Source organism: Nostoc sp. DedQUE07 (assembly GCF_034530975.2).
Taxonomy (GTDB): Bacteria; Cyanobacteriota; Cyanobacteriia; order Cyanobacteriales; family Nostocaceae; genus Nostoc.
Map to the genome: position 1 here is coordinate 1 of NZ_JAVRCC020000010.1, position 16,799 is coordinate 16,799.

7 protein-coding genes are annotated in these 16,799 nt (G+C 42.0%); 2 read left to right on the forward strand and 5 right to left on the reverse strand.

Translation table 11 applies throughout. From position 1 onward, the window contains the following. Positions 1-4,260 (reverse strand): Calx-beta domain-containing protein (locus RMZ95_RS10660; RefSeq protein WP_409882376.1); only part of this gene is annotated, 4,260 nt, incomplete at its 3' end. A 517-nt stretch (positions 4,261-4,777) separates the two neighbouring features. Between RMZ95_RS10660 and RMZ95_RS10665 the strand changes: the two genes are divergently transcribed. Together RMZ95_RS10665 and RMZ95_RS10670 are read left to right on the forward strand one after the other, a co-directional pair. Further along, on the forward strand, positions 4,778-5,905 hold the full coding sequence (locus RMZ95_RS10665) for an acyltransferase family protein (protein WP_322684614.1): 1,128 nt from the start codon (positions 4,778-4,780) through the stop codon (positions 5,903-5,905). 263 nt (positions 5,906-6,168) lie between these two features. Continuing rightward, positions 6,169-6,873, forward strand: a complete 705-nt coding sequence (locus tag RMZ95_RS10670) for a CAP domain-containing protein (protein WP_322674960.1) — start codon at positions 6,169-6,171, stop codon at positions 6,871-6,873. Positions 6,874-7,090: 217 nt separating this feature from the next. Here RMZ95_RS10670 and RMZ95_RS10675 read toward each other — a convergent pair whose 3' ends face one another. The 4 genes from RMZ95_RS10675 to RMZ95_RS10690 all read right to left on the reverse strand — a co-directional run bounded on the left by RMZ95_RS10675 (position 7,091) and on the right by RMZ95_RS10690 (position 16,103). Then, a complete protein-coding gene (locus RMZ95_RS10675) occupies positions 7,091-8,473 on the reverse strand; it encodes a carotenoid oxygenase family protein (protein WP_322684613.1) in 1,383 nt (460 codons plus the stop codon). Positions 8,474-8,762: 289 nt separating this feature from the next. Next, complete coding sequence (locus RMZ95_RS10680) at positions 8,763-11,954, reverse strand: efflux RND transporter permease subunit (protein WP_322684612.1); 3,192 nt, start codon at positions 11,952-11,954, stop codon at positions 8,763-8,765. 236 nt (positions 11,955-12,190) lie between these two features. Beyond that, on the reverse strand, positions 12,191-13,813 hold the full coding sequence (locus RMZ95_RS10685) for an efflux RND transporter periplasmic adaptor subunit (RefSeq protein ID WP_322684611.1): 1,623 nt from the start codon (positions 13,811-13,813) through the stop codon (positions 12,191-12,193). A gap of 1,000 nt (positions 13,814-14,813) precedes the next feature. Next, entirely contained in the window at positions 14,814-16,103 is a 1,290-nt protein-coding gene (locus tag RMZ95_RS10690) for a glycosyltransferase family 4 protein (RefSeq protein WP_322674964.1), read from the reverse strand. Positions 16,104-16,799: the final 696 nt, after the last annotated feature.

A 16,799-nucleotide genomic window follows, 5' to 3' on the forward strand; every position in this document is an offset into this window, starting at 1 on the left:
AGAGTCAGAAACTTGAGCAGTGCCATCACTGGTGTTGTAATTTACAGTAATCTGTTGAGAACTAGGGTTAGAAAGACTGATAGTGAAGTTAGCGTTAGTTGTTGCACCTATGTTGTCTTCAGTAACAGAGATATCCGAGATGCTGATAGTTGGTTGGTTATCATCGTTGATAATAGTACCAACTCCTAAGCCATCTGCGATCGCGGCATTTGTTGCAGCCGAAAGATTGACAGAGAATGTCTCATCAGTTTCAGTTTGGTTGTCGCCGACGACGCCAATACTAATAACTTTGCTCGTTTCACCAGGATTGAAAGTAATCGTCCCTAAAGCCGAATTGTAATCAGAGTCACCAATTTGAGCAGTGCCATCACTCGTATTGTAATTTACAGTAATCTGCTGAGAACTAGGATTAGAAAGACTGATAGTAAAGTTGGCATTAGTTGTTGTGCCTGTATTGCCTTCGGTAACTGAGACATCTGAGATACTGATAGTTGGTTGGTTGTCATCATCAATGATGCTACCAACTGCTAAACTATCTGCGATCGCGGCATTTGTTGCGCCTGAAAGATTGACAGAAAATGTTTCGTTGGTTTCAGCTTTGTTATCACCGATGACACCAATGCTAATAACTTTGCTAGTTTCGCCAGGATTGAAAGTAATAGTTCCAGAAGCAGAGTTGTAATCAGAGTCAGCAATTTGGGCAGTGCCATCAGTGGTGTTGTAATTTACAGTAATCTGTTGATAACTGGCATTGGAGAGAGTGACAATAAAGTTGGCATTAGTTGTTGTGCCTGTATTGCCTTCAGAGACTGAAACATCCGAGATGCTGATAGTTGGTTGGTTATCATCATTGATGATGGTAGCAACTGCTAAATTATCTGCGATCGCGGCATTTGTCGCACCTAAAAGATTGACAGAAAATGCCTCGTCGGTTTCAAATTTGTTATCGCCTACAACACCAATGTTAAGGGTTTTACTGGTTTCGCCAGGATTGAAAGTAATAGTTCCAGAAGCTGAATTGTAATCAGAGTCAGAAACTTGAGCAGTGCCATCACTGGTGTTGTAATTTACAGTAATCTGTTGAGAACTAGGGTTAGAAAGACCGATCGTAAAGTTAGCGTTAGTTGTTGCACCTGTGTTGCCTTCAGTAACAGAGACATCTGAGATGCTGATAGTTGGTTGGCTATCATCGTTGATGATGTTTACTGTAGCCGAACTGTTAGTAATTGTAGAATTTGGCGCTCCAGTTATGAGGCTGGGGTTACTCAGAATAACAGTAATGTCTTCATTGAGTTCAAATGTGTTGTCACCCAAAACATTAGCTGTAATTGTCTTTGTGGTTTCCCCAACAGCGAAGCTTAAAGTTCCAGATGTAGCAGTTCCTCCACCCGTAACTTGAATATTGTTATAGTCACTGCCAAAAGTTGCTGCACCGTTAAAAGCATAATTTACAGTACTAGCCACGCCAATACCACCACTACGAGTAACTGTGAAGGTAACAGCTTGAGTACCGCTATTACCTTCAGTTAAAGTTGAGGTAGGAGTGGAAATTGCATATTGAATTGCATCATTAGCAGCAATATTTAGAGTAGTTTCAGTTATTGTCCCTAAATCAGCACCTGTTAGCGTGCCGAAGTTGAGTACAACTGTTTCTGCATTTTCAGGTAAATCGTCTGGGTTTATAGTAAAAGTGATTAGCTGTGTTAAATTTGCGCCTGTTGCCCCAGCAGTAAAGGAGATGATAGCGGGGGAAAAAGTGTAATCGTTGCCATTAGTAGCTGTGCTATTGTTTTTGACGACAATAGGAACTGTGACAGCGGTTTCAGGAGAGGCATCTAAGGTAACAGAAATAGTTACTGTAGTGGCGGTACTATCTTCTGTTGTATTGTACGTAGCAGCACCAAAGTTGACTTTTGGAAGCACATATTCAAATGCTCCAATGTCAATTCTCCCGCTTTCAATTCGGTTAAAATCCGTGCCGCGCTGATCCGTAGTTAAGCCACCACTGTAAGCGGGATCGCCACCATTCCTGGCAGGGCTGCTAAAGTATAGAGCATGAGTTTGTGTAGAACCACCGTAATCTCCTAGCGGTTTGAGTCCGGGATTGGGATTAATAATATCTGTACCCGTGCCTAGAGTCCCGGATGATTTACCAGCAAGATTGCCAATCAGGTTGTAAGCATTACCATTGAAGTTGATCCCAGAGATATCTGGCCCTTGATTACCTCGGTCAATATTGCCAGCAATGATGCTATTGCTGATGCTTACCGTACCGCCAGACCTAAAAATGCCGCCACCATTACCTGTGCCATTGTTATCACTATCAGCAGTGTTCTCAAAAATAGTGCTATTACTCACCGTGGCATTGCTGGTGTAGATGCCACCACCAGAATTTTTTGCTGTATTGCTAGAAATAGTGCTATTGCTTATGGTGAGAAGAGTACTGCTGAAAATACCACCGCCGTTATCGTTGGCAGTGTTGCCGGAAAAAGTACTATTGCTAATAGTGGTATTGCTACTGTAGATGCCGCCACCCCTGTTGCTGGCGGTGTTGCCAGAAAGAGTACTATTGCTGACTGTCGCACTAGTGGTACTGTAGATACCACCACCGTTACTGTTGGCGGTGTTGCCAGAAATGATACTATTGCTAATAGTGGTATTGCTACTGTAAATGCCACCGCCGCTACTGTTGGCGGTGTTGCCAGAAATGATGCTATTGCTTACTGTGACACTATTAGTACTGTAAATGCCGCCACCGTTGTTATTGCCTGCATTTCCCCCAGTTATATGTAACCCATCAATTAAGAGGGATGCACTGGCATTAAAAATACGGGAGGCATTGTTACCACTAATGACGAGTTTATTAGCTCCAGTTCCTTGAATTATAACTCCTTCGGTAACATTTAATTCCCCAGAAGTGAGGGTAATAGTGTCGGGGGTAACATCACCAAATATCCCAGTCGTATCAAAGAGGATTGTCTCAATCCCTGGATCGTTATTGGCATTGATAATAGCTTGCCTCAACGAGCCAGCACCGCTATCATTGGTGTTAGTTACTACATAAGTAGTGTTATTTAGTTTGACAGATACATCGTCAATCGCTAAACCATGATCGTTGCTTCCATCATCTATGTCTTCCCAACGTAATATAATCTCTTCACCGTTAGCGATTGGGGTAGGTAGGTTAAATATTACAGGTGCTATGACAATTCGATTGACACTTTGATTGCCATCTATGGCACCTGCGGTTGCAGTTGCAATTGGCCCAGTGAAATCTAGCGATGTGACAGATGTCCATGTTCCTGTTGTCAAACTTGTGAGAGTTGACCCAGTTTGATAACTAAATTTCAGCTGTTGCGGCGATGTATTACCACTATTACGCCATTGCTCACCCGTGTAACCTACTTGCAAGTTAGTAATTGTTGAACCTGTGTTGTTTTGGAGGCGCAACCCATAATAAATAGTCCCTGTAGTACCAGAAGCTACAGAACCAAGTGCCCGTTCTGCATTATTAGCACTACCAAAACTGTACAATCCACCTGTGTTATTACTGCCAGTACCAGTGATGTAATTTGTTCTTGTGGCATACCAGCCCAAAATGGTTGAATCATTAGTCCAAGTAATAGATGTTCCAGAACTAGCTAATGTGTTGAAGTTTTGAGAGTATGTGCCAGTAAAACTAGCCGGCAAAATAGATTGGTAAGCCTGTATTACTTCAGGTTGAAATGCTAGGGAAGCCTCGATTTTCCCTGTCTTCACTTCTAAATCCCAGTCGCCACCTAAAGCTGTACTTCCGGTTTTGTCAGTAGAAGCGGCAACATCTGCTCCAGTAATTTGGCTAATCTGCTGTACAAATTTTGTGCCTTCACCACTGGCTACATCACAGCCATAAAGTAGAATGTCAGCTTTATCAGTTAAAGCACTTGTCCACTTTTGTAACTGATTTTTGTAGCTATCCAGATTGCTAAGGTTGAAGTTGATTGACCCTAGTTGTAAACTCCCCACACTTCCGTGGGAAACAATGTGAATTGATTGAACTGAATTGGATTCACGTTTTGCTAGAAACTCGGTAATTTGTGCTAAACCGTCTCTATTGGCATCAAGAATAACAACTTCACTGCCGAGTGTGATACCAGCCATTAAGCTTTGGTAATCTATAACTTTTGGATCTATAAAAACAATATTTGTGCTTCCATCTATTAATTTGATAGTAGACTTATTTCTGCTTTTAGGGTGATGATTTTCTGGTACTTTTATCATAATTATTCCTTAAATATAATTTAATAGTTTTAGCTTAGTAATAGTTAGCGTGCATAACAAAATAGAAAGTGAATGACTCTGCATTCGCTTTCATTCCCAAATGAAATCGGTAATTAAACCTTTTATCTAATGAGACAAAACTGCAATATTTTTAGTTGTTATATAAGCAAGTACGCCTTGAATAAAGTTAGCTGTTTTTTAGTCACAGCTTTTGTTTATAGCAATTTATACTAAGTCTATTGACAATACAACTGCATTTTCACTTAAATAACGATAGATAGATTGATTGAAATTTGAGTATATCTAGCTTTATTAACAGTTCTAGTACTACCAATCCTTTTTGAATAGCTAAACTAAAACTGTGGTCTGGGTGCGATCGCGTACTTCTTTCATACAAAATAGTATGGGCAGGAACCTTGATCAAAAACTATATTTGGTAAGTAGACCTATAAATTTTGCTTGCTTACCCGCATCAAGCGGAGTACTTTAGATACTCATCTAACATAAAATTCCGCTTATGCGCCTGACTTCACTGGATGTTTTTCGCGGCATTACCATCGCTGGAATGATTCTCGTTAATATGGCGGGTGTCGCAGATGATGTATATCCTCCCTTAGCTCACGCCGATTGGCACGGCTGCACACCAACGGACTTGGTATTTCCCTTCTTTCTCTTCATTGTCGGTGTAGCGATGACTTTCTCGCTGTCAAAATACAGCGAAGGCAATAAACCAACCTCAGCTGTTTACTGGCGGATATTGCGGCGCGCCGCTATTCTCTTTGCCTTGGGATTACTACTAAATGGCTTTTGGAATCAAGGTATTTGGACTTTTGATTTGAGTAGTATCCGCATTATGGGAGTGTTGCAGCGCATCAGCCTTACCTATCTGCTGGCTTCCCTAGCTGTTCTCAACCTTCCGCGCAAAGGCCAATGGATACTAGCAGCAGTGCTACTCGTTGGCTACTGGCTAACGATGATGTATGTAGCAGTACCGGAGCATGGTGCGGGAGTTTTGACGCGAGAAGGTAATTTCGGTGCTTATGTCGATCGCCTGATTATTCCCAAAGCACATTTATACAAAGGTGATGGTTTCAACTTTATGGGAGATCCAGAAGGACTTTTCAGCACTATTCCCGCGATAGTAAGCGTCCTTGCTGGCTACTTCACAGGTCAATGGATACGCAGTCAACCTGTACAGTCACGTACAAGTATCGGTTTAGGATTATTTGGAGTCGGTTGCTTAATTATCGGTTGGACATGGGGGTGGACATTCCCAATTAACAAAAAGCTGTGGACAAGTTCTTATGTAGTATTTACAACAGGTTGGGCGTTATTATTACTAGCAGCTTGTTATGAACTTATCGAAGTACGGCTGATGCGTCGCTGGAGTAAACCTTTTGAAATTATGGGCTTAAATGCGATCGCTCTTTTCGTTGCCTCGGTTTTGTTAATTAAAATTTTAGTCAAAACCACTATTGGCACTGGCAAAGACGCTCCCAGTACCTACAATTGGATTTACCAGAATTTTTTCGCATCTTGGGCGGGTGTGCTGAATGGTTCCCTGTTATTTGCCTTAGTCACCGTGTTCTTGTGGTGGGCTGTTGGTTTTCTGATGTATCGGCAACGCTGGTTTTTGAAAGTGTAAAAAAATTTTTGTTATTATTTACGTTTTAGTGTTTTCAATGTTACAACAGGTGTTAAGTGATGGATTGTAACACTTTAGGAACAAAGGCAATCGCAACTTTATCAATATTATTAGCGCGTTAATCTGCGCTTTCTTTAGCAAATTTACTTAAGCCCTGATATCGTTTCTAACGGCAGAAGCGTATACAGACTTATCTGTGCGTTGAAAATTGTTATTTCTTCTAATTCACTAAATTAATCCATAGAAAAATTGTGAGGTAATCGATGCGTCGCATGAATTTTTGGGTATTTTTGCCAATTACCTTGATATTGGGGTGCTCAAATCAACTACTTCAATCTAACCCGTCTGTAGCCAACTCTAACCCAGCAGTAGTTAAACAAACTAGTCCAACTTTATTAGCAAAGGCGAGTTACCTTTCACCATTGGAACAACAGGTAATTGTTGAAACAAATAAGGTAAGAACAAATCCTAAAGCATACCTCCCGGTTCTGGAAAACTATAGGAAGCGCTTTGAGGGGAACCGAGTCAAAATTTCTAATAATACTTATCTACGAACTCAAGAAGGAGTCAAAGCAGTTGATGAAGCGATCGCATTTCTCAAATCAGCACGTCCTGTAGGAGCCTTGAGTGCATCTAAGGGTATGTCTTTAGGAGCAAAAGATCACGTAAAAGACCAAGGCCCAAAAGGTGCTATAGGTCATGATGGTAGTGATGGTAGCAACCCTTTTACTCGCATCAACCGCTATGGTAAATGGCAAACAACCGCAGGTGAAAATATCAGTTATGGGCCAAACAGCGCTCAAGATATCGTCATGCAGTTAATTATTGATGATGGTGTGAGCGATCGCGGCCATCGAAAAAACATTTTTAATGGTGCTTTTAAAGTCTCTGGTGTTGCTTATGGAACTCACAAATCATACAGAACAATCTGCGTGATTGACTACGCTGGCGGATATAGGGAAAAATAATTTGCGGGGGAGTTTATATAAGCCCAGAACCCGATTTATCGCGTCTTGAAAGACCAATTATTTTCACCAATAACTCTTAATCCAAGGTATTAGGGATAACCTGGCGATTAGAAATCGTGGTTACACAAGCCAAGTCCGCGTGCGCTGACTCAAAGAATTTGAAACCCGCCTAAGCGGGTTTTGTCTGTGTAAACAAGGTTTCTAACCGCCCATTTAGCTATTTTGCAGCAAACCAAGCGCCATGAAAGCCATAAGGCACTCGCTGAGGAATTATCACCCGCGCTACAGGTTCAGCTGTTATATCTTGGGCATTCACTACTACTAATTCTGAAGTATCTGAACCCTCATCATGGACGAAAGTCATCAGCCAACCATCATCCTCAGCAGTTGCACCAGGACGCGGCGCAAACACAGTTTCACCGCCATAACGCCCCTGTCCAAATTCATGTATTTGGGATTTTCCATTGCTGAAGTCGTATTTAATGATACCATCAAATAAAGGTACGGGACTGTTTGCCGCTTTGTTAGTGTAGCCATATCGGTTTTGTCGCCCTAATCGGTTTTCGTTGACGCGGGGAAATTCGGAAGCTACATCATCCAACATTTCTTCACGTACTGAACCAGTATTGAGGTTAAATCGCCAGCGATGCAAACGGGGAATATTTGCGCTTGGATCGGGTTGCGAATCATCAGAACTTAAAACAGTTGTAGAACTCATACGACAGGCAATTAGCACTACTTCGTCTCCTTCTTCGTAAGCGTTGAGGGTATGGAAGACGTAGCAAGCAGGACTTTCAAACCAGCGGATATTACTGTTGTCACCGTGACGTGGTACAATGCCAAAGCGACTGGGGCGATCGCGCTCAAACATCATTACAGGTTCTCCCCGTTGCGATCGCTCTAGGTTAAAAGTCAGCGGCAAATCCATGAAAATTGTGTAGTTTTCAGTGATGGCAAAATCGTGCATCATCACGCCTATTGGCAGTTCAATTGGCACCGTCCGTAACAGTTCGCCTTGTGCTGAGACCACACTATATTGCACATACGGTGGTGCAAACACAGAATAGCCAAAGAAGATCATTTCGCCTGTAACGGGGTCTACTTTGGGATGGGCTGTGAAGGCAGAAACCAGCTTGCCATTGTAGCTATATTCGCCAATGGTTTCTAATTCAGGCAGCTTGATGGCGTGAGGTTTACCCCCCTCGTTTAGCGCTAACATCTGACCAGCGTGCCACACTAAGGCAGTATTGGCAGTATTTTTGTAGCGACCGTGGGGGTTATCCATTTGTGGTGGTTCTAACAACCCAGTCCAGATAGCTTTACCCGCTTCTCGTTCTTTTTTCCATCCAAAAGTCTGGACGTAGCGGTTACGATAAGTGGCTATGCCGTTGCTGATTTGCACGCCATGTAACATCCCATCCCCATCAAACCAATGATATTGACCGATAGGCGTCCATTGAGGGTTAGGGCCATTCCGCACAAACATCCCTGATAAATCAAGGGGTAATTCACCGATAACTGGCAATTTGTCGGTGGTGATTTCTTCATGAACTGGAGCAAAATTGCCATCGAGATAGGGATTGACTGCTATTGTTACCATTGTCTTGATTTCAGCGTACATTTGTACTGTACATTCTGGTTTGTCATTATGCCCACATGGTTTTGAGGGCGTTGTGGAATTTTTGCAATCGGTCTACAAATTCAATTTTTTCTCTAGCTGTTTAATTCGTTTGATTTGTAGGAGGTTCCATTCATCTTCAGAATAAGGTGTGCTATAGCAGATATCTAGATTTATTTAGCGATCGCTAGTTGTATATAAACTTAATACAAGGACATCAGCCGCTAATTTAACTCTAAATTGATTTGCTTCAATCGATAACGAGAAATACTCAATCCTCAGATTTTGTTGAATATATAGCAGTGTTACCATTCAATGACGCAGCTTCAACTGTTATTTCTTGATGCCGATTTGGTTTGATAAATCGCTCTGTTATCGTCTTAATGACGATATACAAAATTGGCACTACAAACAAACTCAATAAAGTAGCGATTAACATCCCACCAAATACTGCCGTTCCCAAAGATTGGCGACTTCCTGCGCCGGCACCTGTGGAATTAGCCAAGGGAAAAATTCCTAAAAGAGTAGCAAAAGCAGTCATCAAAATTGGACGTAACCGTTCTTGTGAAGCTTCAATTACTGCTTTAGTCATTGAAAGACCTTGATCTCGCAATTGGTTAGCAAACTCCACAATTAAAATAGCGTTTTTACTAGCTAAACCAATCAACATTACTAGACCAATTTGACAGTAAACATCATTAGAAAAACCCCGTAACGATTGAGCTACAAGCGCTCCAAAGATAGCTAAGGGAACTGATAACAGAATGATAAAGGGGTCAATGTAGTTTTCGTATTGAGCAGCTAGTACCAAAAATACAAATACCAATCCTAATCCAAAGATCAGGGGTGCTAAACCGCCAGAATCTATTTCTTCTAATGCAGTCCCTGACCATTCATAGCCATAACCTGCTGGTAAAACTTCTTTAGCAACTTGTTCCATTGCTTTAATTGCGTCTCCAGAACTAGAGCCAGGGGCGGCAGCACCATTAATTTCAATTGAGCGGAACAGATTGTAGTGATTTATCGTTTGCGCTCCCACAGTCGGAGTAACTGTGACTAAGTTACTTAAAGGAATCATTTGATTCTTTTGAGAACGAACGTATAGTTTACCAATATCTTTTGGATTGGAACGATACTGTTGATCTGCCTGGAGATACACCCGATAATTGCGCTGCTGGAGATTAAAATCATTGACATATTGCGATCCCAAAGCAGTTTGTAAAGTACTGAAGACATCATCTATGGAAACTTGCAATGATTTGGCTTTATTGCGGTCTACTTCCACAAGCAATTGTGGTGTATCTGCGGCAAAGGTGCTAAATACAGCTTGTAATCCTGGTGTTTGATTAGCTTTACCCAGCAACTTACCCATCGATTGCACCAAATTTTCTAAGCCACTGTTACCTCTGCGGTCTTGCAGTTGAAAGACGAAGCCGCCAAAGTTGCCTAAACCCTGAATTGCTGGCGGATTCACAGGAAACACTCTGGCTTCTGGGATTGCCATCAACTTCCCTTGCAAACTGCCAATAATCGCCTTTACCGATTGATCGGGTTTTGAGCGCTCATCCCATGATTTTAAAGTGGTAAAGATGATGCCGCTATTGGCGGTGCTACCACTAAAACCAAATCCTCCGATCGCAAAAGTCCCCAGTACTTCTGGAATTTGCAGAATTTCTTTTTCTACCCGTGCAATCACATCGCTGGTATATTGCAGCGAAACCCCTTGCGGCCCTTGGATAATTGTGATGAAGTAGCCTTCGTCTTCATCGGGTAGAAAAGCTGTCGGTACTGTCATGTACAGCCAAGCAGTCATTCCCAAGGAAACAATAAACAACCCAATGACGATACCTTTAATGCGTGCTAGAAAAGTAAGCGATCGCTTATAACTATGCTGTACCCAGTCAAGAAAGCGATTTATCTGGCCAAAAATCCAACCCAGCCAGCCTGAAGGTCTTTGTCCTTGACGCAACAACACCCCACACAAAGAAGGTATCAGAGTCAAAGCCAAAAAAGTCGAAATCGCAATGGAGAAAGCGATCGTCAGCGCAAATTGCCGATAAAGTGCGCCTGTGGTTCCCGGAAAGAACGCCACTGGTACAAATACCGCCATCAACACTAGTGAAGTGGCAATCACCGCGCCAAATAATTCCGCCATTGATTCACTAGCGGCTCGGCGAGGATTTATACCTCTATCCTGAATAAAGCGGCTGATTTGCTCTACTACAATGATCGCATCATCTACCACCATCCCTGATGCTAAAGTCAGACCAAACAAAGTCAAACTATTAATTGAAAAGTTAAAAACTTTGACGAAGCCAAATATCCCAATGAAGGAAAGCGGAATAGTAATTGCCGGAATTAAGGTAGTTCGCCAGTCCTGCAAAAACACAAAAATTACAATTACAACTAGCACCACCGATTCAATCAGGCTCTTAAGCACTTCTGCCATCGACTCTTCGACAAACATGGTTGTGTCAAAAGCTACCTGATATTTCATGCCTGGGGGAAAACTTGGAGCCAATCGCGCAATTTCGGCTTTGACTCCCTTGGCTACATCCAAGGCATTACTACCAGGAATCTGATAAATCCCTAAACCGACAGCATCGTTACCACGAAATCTTAGAAATGAACTGTAGTTTTCTGCACCCAGTTCTGCTCTACCGACATCTTTGAGCTTGACTAATGTGTTATCATCTCCAGTTTTGAGGACAATTTCTTCAAATTCTGATGGTTCTGCTAATCGGCTAGCAGCACGCACATCAAGTTGATACCTTTGTCCTTCAGGAGCAGGTTCTTGTCCAATTCTCCCTGCACCAACTTGCAAGTTTTGTTCAGATAAAGCATTGGCTACATCCTGAGTTGTTAGCCCCCGATTGGCAAGGCGAGTTGGATCTAACCACAGGCGCATTGCATAGCGGCGTTCGCCAAAAATTTGAACGTTGCTCACACCTTTGACTCTTTTTAAGGCATCTGCTAAGTAAAGGTCGGCATAGTTACTTAAGAATGTATTGTCGTACTCTTTATTTTCAGCAAATAAACCAATCGCTAAGAGGATGTTACTAGATTCTTTTGATACTCGTACTCCCGTGCGTTGCACAGAGTCTGGTAGTTGTGGCTGGGCAACAGATACACGATTTTGCACATCCACAGCTGCAATATCTTTATCACGCGATGAATCGAAGGTGGCTGTAATGGTACTAGTACCATCGTTACTGCTGCTAGAAGTGAGATATCTTAGTCCCTCAACCCCGTTGATTTGCCTTTCTAAGATATTTGTCACTCCGCTTTCTACGACTTCTGCACTAGCTCCGCTATAGTTGGAAGTTACAGTGATTTGGGTGGGACTAATTTCTGGGAATCTAGCGATCGGTAGTGAGGGAATACTGATTAATCCTGTTAAAAGGATGACGATCGCACATACCGACGCAAAAATTGGCCGCTTAATAAAGAAGTCAACAAACATAGTTTAAAAATTGGGCTTTGGGTATTTGGTATTTGGCATGGGACATTGGGAATTGGGCATTGGGCGTTAGGAGTGCTGAGTTAGGAGTTAAGAGTTAAGAGTTAAGAGTTAGGAGTTAAGAGTTTTGTTTATCTCCTTGTCCCCTCATCTCCCTCATCTCCCCGCTCCTCTGCCCCCTGCTTCCCTGCTCCCCTGCTCCCCTGCTCTCCTGCCCCCTGTCCCCTGTCCCTCTTCAGCTAAGGCTTCTGGCTACCAACTTCTTTTTCAGGAGTAATGGGAGCGCCATTAGTTAGGTTGAGAATACCGGAAACAACAATTTTGTCTCCAGCTTTTAGTCCTTCAATAACTTGATAATTATTCCCCTCAATAACTCCCAATTTCACAGGTTTTTGTTGAGCAACTAAAGATGGCGCTCCAGCTTTCTTTTCTGCTGGTGCTTCAGCTTTTTTTTCTGTTGGTTCAGCGTTCTTTTCTGTTGGCGCTTCAGCTACAAATACAAAAGTCTCTCCACCCAAGCGAGATACTGCTGTAACTGGAATTAAGATTCCCGGACGTTCGTTCCAGATCACTTTGGTTTGCACTGATTGAAGATTAAGCAGTCGATTTCTCGAATTGCCAAAGTTGGCTTTTACCAAAACTGTCTGCGAATCGGAACTAGCATTTGGGGAGATAAAACTGATCTTACCCCTTGCTATGGGTTTGTCTTGGACATCCAGCATTTGCACAGGTAAACCCAAGCGCAACTTTCTGGCTTCAGCTACGGGAACGGAAATATTCAGTTCTAAAGAGTCGTTTCTAGTTAGTGTAGTGAGTTGATCGGCTTTTTGCACATAATCTCCCACTTTTGCTGGAATATCACCAACAATCCCAGTGAAAGGTGCTAGAACTTTTGTGTATTGCAATTGGACTTGGGCCGCTTGAACTTGGGCAGCTGCTTGAGTTACTTGCGATCGCGCTTGGGCAATTTCTTCTGGGCGGGAACCATTTTCTAGTTGCCTTAAGTTTTGTTTTTGTTGTTCCAAAGCACCACCTAGCTCGTTGATACTCGATCTTCTGCTTTGGCGGAGTTGGTCTAGGCGTTTCTGGGCTACGACTAGAGCAGCTTCAGCACTTTGCTGTTCTTTGACATATCCTTCTAAGGTATCTTGGGAAACTGCGCCCTCTTTTCTCAATTGTGCATATCGTTTGGCGCGTGACTGTGCTAGTTCCACATCAGATTTAGCTGACTGAATTTGAGCCTCAGCCTGAGCAATTTCTTCTGGTTGCGATCCCGATTGAGCATCTCTAAAGCGAGCTTGGGCTTGAGCTAACTGCGCTCTGGCTTGGGCAATTTCTTCTTGTCGCGTACCCGCTTGAAGTTCAGCAAGCTTTGCTTGGGCTTCTTGCAGTGTGCCTCTAGCTTGTAATAATTGAGCTTGGACATTATCACTTTGCAGACTGATAATGACTTGTCCTTGTTGAACGCGGTTGCCCTCTTGGATGAAAATCTCGGTAATTCGCCCTTCAACCTGTGGCTTGATGATTACTGAACGTGGAGCTTCTAAGGAGCCAATAAACTCCGAACTGTCTTGAACGGTTTCAGTTTTCACTGTCGCTAGCTTGACTGGAACTGCTCTAGGTTGACCGGCATTTGCCCCAGCCGCAGGTGCATTGCTAGCATTACTAGTTTGCCACCAGCGCCAACCAAAACCTACACCTGCAATTAATAAAACGATTCCTAATAGTAGGGGCCAACGACGTTTTTGAGGTGGTTTAGGCGATCGCTCTGGCAATTGTTGCGACTCTTGACTAGAATCAGTAACAGCAGGCTGTTCTATTTCAATGGGTAAGGGAGAGTCAGGGAACTCAGAATGGGACATCTTCGTTTTCTCGTCTTGTGGATTTAGACTTGGGCAATCTACTTTTCACTAAAAAAGCATTATTTTGAATAGTTTTTTAGCCCTTTTTTCTCTAGGTTGGTGAAAAATATGTTTTGGTATTTGGGCGATCGCTCACGATGTCTAGCACCTAAAATCAAGGAATTTTGTTCAGCACATTATGGTTGATTTGTACATTACTTAACTCCGTTCAATTTCTTAAAGTGTAATTTATAGTTATTTTGTTACTCAGTATAAACACAGTGCTTTCTCTCTAAGCTAAAGCACGGTTGATGTTGTTGCAGCTAAAGCTTCTGCCTGTAAAGCGTAGGCGTAGCCCGCCGAACGCGAGTGCGTCTCGTAGAGAAGGCATCGTTTTGGTAATTAAAGCAAGTTAGTAGTTGCTTTTGTAGTTATGGAAATGACGAAATAAAGTTACCTCATTGACCGCAGCAACACGAGTAATTTCTCGCCTTGCCGCTGTGATTAAACCTGTCGTTGCAAATACCTTAGTTGCTGATTAGATCAAGGGTGCATAAGTTTGTGCCGTACTTGATGGTAATGTTTTCTATGAGTGTTTGCAAGCGCTTGCTTGCATTATAACCACATAGCAAACGAGATTAGTATTATTTATAGATGAGTTTATCCCTCTTGAGTAGTACTGAATACTGATCTTAGGGAAGAAAAAAGTCTGGGGCGATGCCTTCTCTAGAAGACACTTCTTTACGAGAGGCTTTGCCAACGCCTAGCTTGCTTCCCCCTATAGGTACAGCGGGCTACGCCTACGCTGATTAATTCAGCTTTATTAATCATCAAGTTATCCTCACCGAGAACGACGTGCAATCAATTAGTGTTCTCTAGATTCCTATTTTTGAGCAGTCTCAACTTCCTACAGTTAGTTCGCCTGACCGGTTGATCTTTAAATCACCCGAATGGGTGATTTAATTTATTCCAATCGGGGTTTTATTTGTGTAGCTAACGAGTGAGAAATCCTCAATCCCCTTCAACCATCCACAACTGATTTCTTAGAATCGAATTTTGGTAAAATCCCCACAGTTGATTTTCGGTTGGTAACAATATGAGAAAAAAGCCACTCATACCGATCGAGCGCTTGCTCTAAAGAATAGTTTTCTTCGGCAAATTGTCTTCCTGTGTTACCTAGCTTCGTCATTAGAGCCGGATTAGCATATAAATTACGCACCGCAGCAGCCATTGCTTGGGGCGATTCTGGTTCAACAACTATCCCACCACCACTGAGTTCGATGGCTTTAGCAGCAGTACCAGTGGCGGGAACTGAACCCACAATTGGGCGACCACTCGCCAACAAAAGCGGTATTTTTGAAGGCATATTGAACGAAATCACATTGTGCTTTTGCACAATTAGCCCAACATCAGAAGCCGCTAGCATTTCAGGTAGTTTTTCTCGCGGCTGTAATGGTAGTAGCAAAACATTATCTGCTCCCTTTGATAAACAATATTCCTGCAATCTTTGCAATGCTCTTGATTCGCCAACAATGACAAAGACAATATCTTTGATATGACGTAAACAAACGGCTGCTTCGATTACTGTCTCTAAACCTTGCGTTAGAGCAATGTTGCCTGAATAAAGTACTACAAATTTCCCATCTAATTGGTGGTTAGATATCCAAGAGTTGCTCTGTTTCGGTAATGGGCGAATGAAATTTACATTTACCCAATTGGGAATACAAACGATTTTATTAACAGGTACTCCCTTATTTACTAAATTCTCACGAAACCCATCAGCGATTACACTAATAGTGTGTGCAGTCCGATATGCAAATTTCTCTAAAGCTGCAAGAGTTCGGATCATCCACTTGTTTTTTAATAGCCCGATACGCACAGCAGCTTCTGGTAAAATATCTTGCACATTTAGAACTACTGGGCAGTTGTATAACCAGCCCAATGTTGTTGCTGGCAACGTACCTAGTAGCGGTGGGACTGTTAAGATAATCACATCTGGTCGCCCACCTTTAAAGGCTTGGGGTAAGCTTGTGAAAACAAAGCTCAACTCCAGTAACAGGCGATCTACGAGGTTAGGTTTAGATTTAATTCGCACGTAACTTCGCGCAATTGTGACGCCATTTTTTTGTTCCGTAAGATACCATTTATTTTGATACCCATCGTAAATTTCGCGCTGAGGATAGTTGGGCATTCCCGTAATTACTCGCACTTTATGACCTCGCTTTACTAACCCTTCTGCCAATTCAGTCATTAACGGAGCAATTCCAATTGGCTCTGGATGATAGTTGTAGGAATAAATCAGAATATGCATGAACTATTTGTGAATTTTGTGAATACAGCATGAGACGAGCAAATTACTTATTAATAGCCAGTAGGGGCTGCTATTTTTATTGCTTACAACGTTTTCTTTTGCATAAAGCTATAGGTTTAGAGGCAGGAAGCAGAGGTAGAAACTGTTTATATCTGGTTTTTCTCTCTGTTTTTTCTTACCTCATTTATTTACAAATGCTGTATTTTGACTGGTTAAATTGTTTAATTAAAAAAAAGGTGTTAAACATTGCTTATAATTTTTTTATAGTTTTCAAAAGATAATTTGTGTCAGGCATAAAACACTTAAAAATCAAAATATGACTTTGTATAAACAGGTGATATTATTGATAAATATAGACTTTATTTTCTGATGATTATGACAAGAGTTTGTCTCTTTATTTACGAATCAATGCCTAAATTTACACTGGAGGAATTGTAACATTATATCCACTGTTATGCATATAACCCTCATTCCGCCTTTTCAACTGGCACATGAAGTATTTTTAACCAAGTCACCAGTATTGTATTAATTGAGGAGAATCCCACTTTTTGAGTAGTTCAAAGGCGCTGATTAAAACAGTGTTGAGTGCTGAGTAATAAATGCTAAGGTAAAAGTAAAATTAATTTCACGCATATTTCTAATGAGGTTATATGATAACCCTACTAGTTAACTGAACTAGTAGGGCTAGAATAGAGA

Bases quoted from the DNA above. Each gene is read 5' to 3' on its own strand.
- RMZ95_RS10665 (WP_322684614.1), top strand. From the start codon at position 4,778: ATGCGCCTGACTTCACTGGATGTTTTTCGCGGCATTACCATCGCTGGA.
- RMZ95_RS10670 (WP_322674960.1), top strand. From the start codon at position 6,169: ATGCGTCGCATGAATTTTTGGGTATTTTTGCCAATTACCTTGATATTG.
- RMZ95_RS10675 (WP_322684613.1), bottom strand. From the start codon at position 8,473: ATGGTAACAATAGCAGTCAATCCCTATCTCGATGGCAATTTTGCTCCA.
- RMZ95_RS10680 (WP_322684612.1), bottom strand. From the start codon at position 11,954: ATGTTTGTTGACTTCTTTATTAAGCGGCCAATTTTTGCGTCGGTATGT.
- RMZ95_RS10685 (WP_322684611.1), bottom strand. From the start codon at position 13,813: ATGTCCCATTCTGAGTTCCCTGACTCTCCCTTACCCATTGAAATAGAA.
- RMZ95_RS10690 (WP_322674964.1), bottom strand. From the start codon at position 16,103: ATGCATATTCTGATTTATTCCTACAACTATCATCCAGAGCCAATTGGA.